Below are 9,701 nucleotides of genomic sequence, written 5' to 3'. Positions count from 1 at the left end.
AAATTTGTCGTGTACAGAGAAATCCTTTAATGCCTGTCCATTCTTTAAATACAGTGGTATGGAGATGCGTGTGGTCGATGACCAGATTGAAGCCTATGTGGAAATGAAGCCTGAACTGGTGGGGAATCTGGCCTTTCAAATCCTGCATGGCGGCGTGGCTGCAACCATACTGGATAGTATTGGTGGAATTGTCGCGATGGAGCAGCTTTACCGTCATTCAACCCCTGAGAATTTGCCTGATACCATCAAAAAAGTTTTCCGTTTGGCAACAGTCGATATGCGTGTTGATTATCTGGCACCAGGGCGTGGCCAGTTCTTTATTGCGCGTGCTGAAACATTACGTTTAGGCCGTAAGGGCTGCACCATGCGTATGACCATGGTCAATGATGAAGATAAACCAATCGCAACCGCAATTGCCTCTTATGCTTTCTAATTTTTTTGAAAAATTTCAAAAAAGCGCCATTCGGCGCTTTTTTTATTTCTGAAAATAAATAGTTTTGATTATTATCAAAATGCTAGAACTGAACGCATCAGTTATTTTTTTTATTCTCGTAATATGATTATTTGTCGGTAGAATGCTCTGAAATTTTTGTTCATATTTATCTTTTGTTTTTAACTTTCGGTTAAGTTTCGATACATAGACTGATCGGCTGATTAAAACAGAAGTAAATGATCTATTTAATTTTCAGGAATAATTTATGACTGACTCCCAAACCAACGAACAGCAAGCTTTATCTGAAGCTATTTCTGATGATGCAATGAAAGCAAAGCGTAAAAAGTTTTTAGGACTATTTGCCCTGATTCTTATCATAGCTGCAATTTTGTATGGGATTTGGGCATTATTTTTTCATCATTCTGTAAGCACTGATAATGCCTATGTTGGTGCTGAAACAGCACAAGTGACCTCTATGATCGGTGGACAAGTTGCTGAAGTTTTAGTGAAGGATACACAGCAGGTTAAACGTGGCGATATCTTAGTTAAAATCGACCAACGAGATGCACAGATTCAACTTGCACAGGCTCAAGCGGAGCTAGCAAAAGCACAACGTCAATACAAACAAAGCCAAGCAAATAGCAGTTCTCTGAATTCACAAGTGATCGTAACTAAAGATGAAATCACAAGTGCTCAAGCTCAAGTCAATAAAGCCCAAGCTGAATATGATCGAGTGAGTTTAGAGTTAAAACGTCGTAACGAACTAGCTGCTTCAGGTGCAATTTCTAAAGAAGAATTAAGTAAATCACAAAGTGCTGTTTCGACTGCAAAAGCTAGTTTAGAGCTTGCTCAAGCAGGACTTGCTCAAGCTATGTCGAGTCGTAATGCTGCGGTAAGTACTTTGGCAGCAAACGATGCTTTGATTCAAGGTGTCAATGAGGCTTCAACCCCAGATGTTTTAGTGGCAAAAGCACATGTTGATCAAGCATTATTAGATTTGGAAAGAACGATTATACGTGCCCCTGTAGATGGTGTTGTAACACGTAAGAATATTCAAATTGGACAGCGTGTTGCACCTGGAACAGTCATGATGTCTGTCGTACCAGTTTCAGCGTTATATGTAGATGCCAACTTCAAAGAAAGCCAATTGGCAAAAGTGAAAGCAGGTCAAACTGTGACATTAACATCTGATTTATATGGGGATGAAGTCGTTTATCACGGCAAAGTTCAAGGTTTCTCAGGTGGAACAGGTGCTGCTTTTGCATTGATTCCTGCACAAAATGCGACTGGAAATTGGATTAAAGTGGTTCAGCGCTTACCTGTGCGCATCACCTTAGATCCTAAAGAGTTGGCTGAGCATCCTCTGCGAGTAGGTCTTTCAATGCAAGTAGATATTGATCTCGCATCGAAGTAATTCATCATGAAGACTCAGAATCCTTTTGCAGAACTCAGTGGTGGGCGATTATTGCTTGCAGCTTTTGTAATTGCACTTTCTAACTTTATGGTGGTGTTAGACACGACGATTGCTAACGTTTCTGTTCCTCATATCACTGGTAACCTCGCCGTTTCAAGTTCTCAAGGAACTTGGGTGATTACGTCTTATGCAGTGGCTGAAGCCATCTGTGTTCCTTTAACTGGATGGTTGGCAGGGCGATTTGGTACGGTTCGTGTCTTTGTCTTTGGTTTGATTGGTTTTACGTTTTTTTCATTTTTATGTGGTCTAGCGACTTCATTAGAAATGTTGGTCTTTTTCCGTATCGGACAAGGGCTTTGTGGTGGACCGTTAATGCCACTGAGTCAAACATTATTAATGCGTATTTTTCCACCTGAAAAACATGCTCAAGCGATGGGGCTATGGGCAATGACAACGGTGATTGGACCTATTCTAGGTCCTATTTTAGGCGGTTTGATTAGCGATAATTTATCATGGCATTGGATATTTTTTATCAATATACCTGTCGGAATATTTTGTGTTCTCGCTGCGATGCGTTTGTTGTCAGTAGCTGAAACCAAAACAGAAAAATTACGCATAGATGCGATTGGGTTAGGATTGCTGGTACTTTGGATTGGTGCGTTACAACTCATGCTTGATCTTGGGCATGAAAAAGACTGGTTCAACAGTAGTAGTATTATCGTTTTAACTTTAATTGCCGTGATTGGTTTTATTGTTTTTATGATTTGGGAGTTAACCGAAAAACATCCCGTTGTAAATTTATATGTTTTTAGACATCGAGGTTTTGCAGTTTCTGTCACTGCCTTAGCATTTGGGTTTGGGGCATTTTTTGGCAGTATTGTATTGATCCCACAGTGGTTGCAAATCAATCTAGGATATACCGCAACATGGGCTGGTTATCTAACGGCAACTATGGGCTTTGGTAGTTTGACTATGTCTCCAATTGTAGCCAAATTATCAACCAAATATGATCCACGTGCTTTAGCGAGTTTTGGTTTGGCTTTGCTGGGTGTTGTAACCTTAATGCGTGCATTTTGGGTAACTGATGCAGATTTTATGGCATTGGCTTGGCCTCAGATATTGCAGGGTTTTGCTGTCCCATTTTTCTTTATTCCGTTATCTAATATTGCAATGGGCTCGGTTCTTCCCCAAGAAATGGCATCTGCTGCAGGTTTGATGAATTTCCTAAGAACCATGGCAGGGGCAATCGGTGCTTCGATTGCAGTTACGATTTGGGATGACCACACCAAAGTGGCGCGTAGTGAAATGGTCAATTCACTGCATCCACAAGAGATACAAAATACATTGCTGCAAAATGGATTTTCTTCTGATGCTACTTTGGCAACGATCGCCAATCTTGTCGATAAAGAAGCAATTACGATTTCAGCAAATCATGTCTTTATGATTTTGGCTTTGGTGTTTGTGTTTGCGAGTCTATTAATTTGGTTAAGTCCTAAACCTAAGCCGATAGTAGGTGGCCCTGCACCACATTAATCGCATGACTTAAATGGAAATCATTGAATTAAACTTGGGGTTGTTCTCCGAGTTTTTTCTTATAGCTAAGGTGTAACCTAACTCTAAAGAAGATCAAGTAAAAAATCGCTTGACCTTACAATGATGGGAAGGAATATATTCTATTAACCATCTATTTTATTGGAGAGATATCATGGAATTTCATGTAGAGAATATGACGTGTGGTGGTTGTGCTCGCGGTGTTACTCGAGCAATTCAAGCTTTGGATGCAAATGCTAAAGTGATTGCTGATCCACCAAATCGTAAAGTGACAGTTGAAACAACAGCAACACAAGAGCAGGTTGCTGAAGCATTGACTGAAGCAGGTTTCCCACCGCGCTAAAATCATTTAGACAAAGTTTAAGGGCTACATTTTCGTAGCCCTTTTTAATACCTTATTTTTTCTTCGCTAATGGTGAAATTGACAGCAGGTCATTATGGTGATGCTGTTCCTTATTTTCATTGGTCGGTTCTTTGAGACCCTCAAGAATCGGACATTCAGGTCGATCATCGCCTGCGCAGCAATTGATTAAATCTTTCAGCGTATTCGCCATTTGCTGTAAGTCGTTTATACGTTCTTCTAATTTTTCAATATGTCCGAGTGCTAAGCGTTTTACATCAGCACTTTGTCGATTGCGATCATTCCATAGATCAAGCAAATCTGAGATTTCCACAACTGAAAATCCCAATTCTCGACTTCGCTTGATAAACTTTAAACGTTCAACATCAGTCACTGAGTAGGAGCGATAACCTGCATTATTACGCCCCGCAGTCGGGATCAAACCAATCTGTTCATAGTATCGAATCATTTTGGTTGAGACCCCTGAAGCTTGAGAGACTTTACCAATATTCATCTTATTCTCCTCAACCTAGATATACTGAGGGTGGTTGAAAACGACGTAGACGTAGTGCATTTCCTAATACAAAGACGCTAGATAATGCCATAGCTCCTGCAGCAAAGATGGGTGACATTAAAATTCCATAGTTTGGATATAATATTCCAGCGGCAACAGGAATTAGCATGGTGTTGTAAGCAAAAGCCCAAAACAGGTTTTGATGAATGTTGCCGATTGTGGCTTTGGATAAGGCGATTGCATTTGTTACACCTTGCATATTGCCAGACATGAGCACGACATCTGCCGATTCAATTGCAACATCTGTACCTGTACCTATCGCTACACCTACATCGGCTTCAGCTAATGCAGGGGCATCATTAATGCCATCACCAACAAAGACAATATGACCATATTGGGATTTTAGCTCTTTGACTGCATTAACTTTTCCTTCAGGTAAGACTTCAGCGATCACCTCATCAATTCCTAATTGTTTTGCAATTGCCTGAGCAGTACGTGCATTATCTCCAGTGATCATTGCGACTTTCAGTCCTAATTGGTGTAAAGCATGAATCGCTGCGGGAGTCGTGGATTTAATTGGATCTGCAACCGCTATAATTCCTGCTAGTTGACCATTCATCGCAACATAAAGTGGTGATTTACCTTCATCACCTAAACGTAAAGCAGTTGTTGCGAAGGGTTGTACTTCAATACCGAGCTGCTGCATATAACGATCAGCACCGATATTAATTTGAATATCATCATTGATCACTGCAGATACACCCATACCCGTAACCGAATCAAAGCGATCAACTTTAGGAAGAACCAAGTTCTCTAGCTTGGCCTGATCAACAATCGCTTTTGCGATAGGATGTTCTGATCGGGATTCAACAGCAGCTACAGCAGCCAAAACTTGATCTCGTTCAAACTGAGATGTGACTTCAAAATCAGTTAATTCTGGATGTCCCTCAGTTAAAGTACCTGTTTTATCAACAGCTACAATTTTTGCATCTTTTAATAGCTGTAAAGCTTCGCCTTTACGGAACAACACGCCTAATTCTGCACCACGACCTGTACCCACCATGATCGATGTAGGTGTTGCCAAACCCATAGCACATGGACAAGCGATAATCAGTACTGCGACTGCATTTACTAAGGCAAAAGTTAGGGCAGGAGATGGGCCGAAAATTAACCAAACTAAGAATGTCAGCACTGCTGAAAACATTACTGCTGGTACGAACCATAAGGTAATTTTATCGACTACCGCTTGAATCGGCATTTTAGAGCCTTGTGCTTGCTCAACTAAGCGAATTATTTGCGCCAGCATGGTTTCACCACCAACGGCTAATGCTGTAAAAGTGAGTGTTCCATTTTGATTAATCGTACCACCTACCACATCGCTACCAACCACTTTCTCAACAGGTATCGGTTCACCTGTAATCATGGATTCATCGACAAAACTATTTCCATCAGTCACTTTTCCGTCAACAGGTATTCTTTCGCCAGGTTTTACAATCACCATGTCGCCAGCAATAACTTGATCAATTGCAATCTCAAGTATTTGTCCATCACGGTGAACATGAGCTGTTTTAGCTTGTAAACTGACTAAACGTTGAATCGCTTCTGAAGTCCGTCCTTTTGCTTTTGCTTCAAGAAAACGACCAAGTAAGATTAAAGCAACAATAACCGCAGCAGCTTCATAATAAATATTGACTGTTCCCGAAGGGAGTGTGTTTGGAAAGAAGGTGGCAACTATAGAAAATAGATATGCAGCTAATGTTCCAACGGCTACCAAAGAATTCATATCTGGTGCTAGACGAAATAAAGCGGGGCTGCCTTTTAAATAAAATCTTCTACCTGGAATCGTTAAAACAAGGGTAGTCAGTACGAATTGTATGTACCAACTATTTTGCATCCCAATGGTTTGAGCAATCAGATGATGAAAGCTTGGAATTAGATGAGAGCCCATTTCAAGAATAAACACAGGCAAAGCAAAAAGCGTGGCAAGAATTAAATCGCGTTTAAGTTCAGCGCGTTCTTGATCTTTTTTCTGAAGCTGCTCAGATGGATCAGCAATTGAAGCTTGAATTTCTACAGCATCATATCCAGCTTTATCTATTGCTGCGATCAATGCCTCTACACTTGCCGAACCACTTACTGTTGCTCGTTCAGTTGCAAGATTGACATTTGCTTCAGTTACACCAGAGATGGCTTTGAGTGCTTTCTCGACACGACCAACACATGAGGCACAGGTCATACCTTTTATAGATAATTCAATTCTGTCTTTGGGAACATCATAGCCTGCTTGTTCAATTGCATGAATTAATAATTGACGATCTAAAGGCTTATTAAGTGTAATGTCTGCACGCTCAGTGGCTAAATTTACTGAGGCTGATCGCACACCATCAACTTTTTTAATAGCATTTTCAACACGACTTACACAACTTGCACAAGTCATACCTTCAATTTGTAAGCTTAATCTTTGATTTATTTCGGTTCCCATGGGATTTACCTATAAATATTCTTTGATTGCTTAAAGCATAGACCTTACCATTATAGGAAGGTCAAGTACTCACTATGTAAATATCGAAGTGAAATCTATTTTTAAAATAAACATGATGAAATTGATATTTAAATCAGTTGCTTGAGGGTTTTATTCTATATTTTCTCTAATAATGAATCATTTTTGTGTTTTGTACGTTATTGATATTCTAAGAATTAAAAAATATAAAAATCTTGTCAATAAAAAAGCCACTTATGTAAGTGGCTTTTTTATTAAAGGTATTTGGTGGAGGTGGCGGGAGTTGAACCCGCGTCCGCCAGCACTACACTCGAGAATACTACATGCTTAGATATCGTCTATTGTTTTAACACCAAGCGACCCGACGAACAGGGTACAAGGCGCGATCCTCTAAGTTTGGTATAAAGCCCCGAGGCTTGACTTTATACGGACTTGTGTGCGTGCGCTTCGGTCGGGTTCACTGACCACAAGTATTCAGTGAAGCGGACAAGCTGCCCTTAGGCAGCTAGAGCGTAAGTTTCGTCGTTTGCGACTATTAAAATGCAAATTTTATTTACGAGAGAAAATGCGCTCTCGGCATGCATCTATGAGCTTCATCACCAGCGTCGAAGCCAATAACACCCCCATATATGAACGAGCATCATAACATACTTATTGAAAATTGACATCTAAATCTATAAATCAGGGTGTTAATGATTGAAATATAAGCAAGTGTAGTCGCTGGATAAAGATTAAAAAGACTTGTACTAGCTCAAAACTGATCTGACAGTTACCCATTTTTTATTGTGCCTGTCAGGTTAAATTTGAGCTAAATTCTTCTCAGCCCAAATCCGTTTTCCATCAAGTAAAGTTTCAAGTGGTGTACGACCCCAACACATTTTTCCTTGATGAGTCCGTTCAGTATTATAGGATTTCAGCCAATCGTCTAGATCAACTTGTAATTCTTCCAATGAGCTATAAAGCTTCTTTCTAAACGTAATTTGATAGAACTCCTGCAAAATCGTTTTATGGAAACGCTCACATATACCATTTTTTGCGGGGAAGCTGCTTTTCTCTTCGTGTGATCAATATCATTGACTGCCAGATACAACTCATAGTCATGTTGTTCTACCTTATCGCGTTCCGTAAAGCCCCATTGTCTTCACTTTCTGACCAGACCTGCCAGTTCTGGCAAAGCCGCAATACCCGTTTTATTCAGGTCAACCGTTCCAAAAGTGGCCTAAACCGCAACCAGCCTTTAACAGCTTCAGATCAACCCATCCGTAATTATTTATGGCTGGTTCGAACTTTATTGGCACAGCATAAAAAGCTGCAAGCAGGTGAGGTGATTCTCACAGGTTCAATCATTCGCCCAATGGATTTAAAGGCTGGGCAATATCAGTTTCAAATGCTTGGACAACAAGTTTCACTAAAGGTAACTTGAATCAGTCAGGATTGCTGTTAAAAATAAGAAAAGCTCAATGTTTGATAATAGGGAAACAAGAAAATGGCACAGTTGAATGATCACGGGTTATTAAAGTCACAGGCATTGATCAACGGTCGGTGGCGGGATGCACTCTCTGGTCAGACCCTAAGCGTGACCAATCCCGCTACAGGCGAAAGCATTGGTACTGTACCCAAAATGGGCAAACAGGAAGCACTAGATGCGGTTGCCGCGGCTGAGCAGGCATTGCCCTTGTGGCGTAAAAAAAGTGCCAAGGAACGCAGTAAGATTTTACGCCAGTGGTTTGACCTGATCATGCAGAATCAGGATGATCTGGCCTATATTCTCACCTTGGAACAAGGTAAACCCTTGAGTGAAGCCAAAAGCGAGATTGCTTATGGTGCAGCCTATATTGAATGGTTTGCCGAAGAAGCCAAACGGGTCTATGGCGATATTATTCCCGCAAATGGTTCTGATCAAAAGATTCTTGTGAATAAGCAACCGATTGGGGTTTGTGCTGCAATTACACCGTGGAATTTCCCGAATGCCATGATCACCCGTAAGGTTGCGCCAGCATTGGCGGCAGGTTGTACCATCGTTGTCCGTCCAGCTTCGCAAACCCCATTATCTGCCTTTGCGATTGCAGAGCTTGCCTTGCGTGCAGGTATTCCAGCAGGGGTATTTAACGTCATCACAGGCGGTTCCACTGAAATCGGTGAAGTGCTGACTACCGATGACCGAGTGCAGAAGTTTAGTTTCACAGGTTCAACCGAGGTGGGTAAAAAACTGATTGCCCAATGCGCCTCAACGGTGAAAAAGGTGTCGATGGAACTGGGTGGTAATGCACCGTTTATGGTGTTTGATGATGCCGATCTTGATGCTGCGGTAAAAGGCGCGATTGCCAGCAAATTCCGTAATGCAGGCCAGACCTGCGTCTGTGCCAACCGTATTTATGTACAGTCAGGAATTTATGACCTGTTTATAGAAAAACTCTCTGAGGCAGTAAGACAGTTCAAGATCGGCAATGGCTTGGAGGCTGGAGTAGACTTTGGCCCAGTGATTGACAGTGCAGCCATGCAGAAAGTGGAAGAACATATTGAGGATGCGGTCAGCAAGGGCGCTCAGGTGGTGCTGGGTGGAAAACCCCATCCTTTGGGCCAATTGTTCTTTGAACCAACCATTGTCAAAGATGTCACGGCTGACATGAAAGTGGCCAAAGAAGAAACCTTTGGACCTTTGGCACCTATATTTAAATTTGAAACTGAGGACGAGGTGGTGGGCTATGCCAATGATACCGAGTTTGGTTTGGCATCCTATTTCTACAGTCAGGATTTAGGCAGGGCGATGCGAGTTTCCGATGCGCTGGAATACGGCATGGTGGCGCTCAATACAGGAATCTTATCCAATGAGGTCGCGCCGTTTGGTGGGGTCAAGCAGTCAGGTCTGGGACGTGAAGGCTCCAAATATGGCATTGAGGATTATCTGGAAATTAAATATGTGTTGCTGGCTGGTAGATCGGAAGAGCG

At 41.5% G+C, this 9,701-nt stretch carries 8 protein-coding genes, 1 other RNA gene and 1 pseudogene; 6 read left to right on the top strand and 4 right to left on the bottom strand.

The annotated features are described in order from the left end of the window. Positions 1 to 4: 4 nt before the first annotated feature. The 4 genes from B4H32_RS08025 (at position 5) to B4H32_RS08010 (ending at position 3,741) form a co-directional block, all read left to right on the top strand. On the top strand, positions 5 to 433 hold the full coding sequence (locus B4H32_RS08025) for a thioesterase family protein (RefSeq protein ID WP_286801626.1): 429 nt from the start codon (positions 5 to 7) through the stop codon (positions 431 to 433). 265 nt (positions 434 to 698) lie between these two features. Next, a complete protein-coding gene (locus B4H32_RS08020; protein ID WP_075696230.1) occupies positions 699 to 1,847 on the top strand; it encodes an HlyD family efflux transporter periplasmic adaptor subunit in 1,149 nt (382 codons plus the stop codon). Positions 1,848 to 1,853: 6 nt separating this feature from the next. Beyond that, complete coding sequence (locus B4H32_RS08015; protein ID WP_286801621.1) at positions 1,854 to 3,380, top strand: DHA2 family efflux MFS transporter permease subunit; 1,527 nt, start codon at positions 1,854 to 1,856, stop codon at positions 3,378 to 3,380. Between the two features lie 172 nt (positions 3,381 to 3,552). Next, positions 3,553 to 3,741 carry a heavy-metal-associated domain-containing protein gene (locus tag B4H32_RS08010; RefSeq protein ID WP_005403063.1) on the top strand — a complete coding sequence of 63 codons (189 nt, stop codon included), beginning with the start codon at positions 3,553 to 3,555 and terminating at the stop codon, positions 3,739 to 3,741. Between the two features lie 52 nt (positions 3,742 to 3,793). On the opposite strand, the gene cueR is transcribed toward B4H32_RS08010, so the two are convergent. The 4 genes and pseudogenes from cueR to B4H32_RS07990 form a co-directional block, all read right to left on the bottom strand. Further along, complete coding sequence (gene cueR, locus B4H32_RS08005; RefSeq protein WP_286801599.1) at positions 3,794 to 4,252, bottom strand: Cu(I)-responsive transcriptional regulator; 459 nt, start codon at positions 4,250 to 4,252, stop codon at positions 3,794 to 3,796. Between the two features lie 10 nt (positions 4,253 to 4,262). After that, positions 4,263 to 6,734, bottom strand: a complete 2,472-nt coding sequence (locus B4H32_RS08000) for a heavy metal translocating P-type ATPase (protein ID WP_286801587.1) — start codon at positions 6,732 to 6,734, stop codon at positions 4,263 to 4,265. A 283-nt stretch (positions 6,735 to 7,017) separates the two neighbouring features. Continuing rightward, positions 7,018 to 7,377, bottom strand: a transfer-messenger RNA (tmRNA) gene (gene ssrA / locus B4H32_RS07995). 172 nt (positions 7,378 to 7,549) lie between these two features. Further along, a pseudogene (locus B4H32_RS07990) lies at positions 7,550 to 7,866 on the bottom strand (integrase core domain-containing protein); the annotation flags it as partial. On the opposite strand from B4H32_RS07990, the gene B4H32_RS07985 reads away from it, so the two are divergent. Together B4H32_RS07985 and B4H32_RS07980 are read left to right on the top strand one after the other, a co-directional pair. Further along, complete coding sequence (locus tag B4H32_RS07985; protein ID WP_004676637.1) at positions 7,852 to 8,175, top strand: hypothetical protein; 324 nt, start codon at positions 7,852 to 7,854, stop codon at positions 8,173 to 8,175. The pseudogene B4H32_RS07990 and the gene B4H32_RS07985 sit on opposite strands and share 15 nt — an antisense overlap. Before the next feature lie 63 nt (positions 8,176 to 8,238). Then, on the top strand, positions 8,239 to 9,701 hold a 1,463-nt coding region (locus B4H32_RS07980; protein WP_286801584.1), incomplete at its 3' end, for an NAD-dependent succinate-semialdehyde dehydrogenase.

Origin of the sequence: Acinetobacter sp. UBA2063, from assembly GCF_002333245.1 — a bacterium.
Lineage (GTDB): Bacteria > Pseudomonadota > Gammaproteobacteria > Pseudomonadales > Moraxellaceae > Acinetobacter > Acinetobacter parvus.
This window is presented reverse-complemented; position numbering and strand designations above follow the sequence as displayed.

Bases quoted from the DNA above. Each gene is read 5' to 3' on its own strand.
- B4H32_RS08020 (WP_075696230.1), top strand. From the start codon at position 699: ATGACTGACTCCCAAACCAACGAACAGCAAGCTTTATCTGAAGCTATT.
- B4H32_RS07985 (WP_004676637.1), top strand. From the start codon at position 7,852: ATGTTGTTCTACCTTATCGCGTTCCGTAAAGCCCCATTGTCTTCACTT.
- B4H32_RS08015 (WP_286801621.1), top strand. From the start codon at position 1,854: ATGAAGACTCAGAATCCTTTTGCAGAACTCAGTGGTGGGCGATTATTG.
- cueR (WP_286801599.1), bottom strand. From the start codon at position 4,252: ATGAATATTGGTAAAGTCTCTCAAGCTTCAGGGGTCTCAACCAAAATG.
- B4H32_RS08000 (WP_286801587.1), bottom strand. From the start codon at position 6,734: ATGGGAACCGAAATAAATCAAAGATTAAGCTTACAAATTGAAGGTATG.
- B4H32_RS08010 (WP_005403063.1), top strand. From the start codon at position 3,553: ATGGAATTTCATGTAGAGAATATGACGTGTGGTGGTTGTGCTCGCGGT.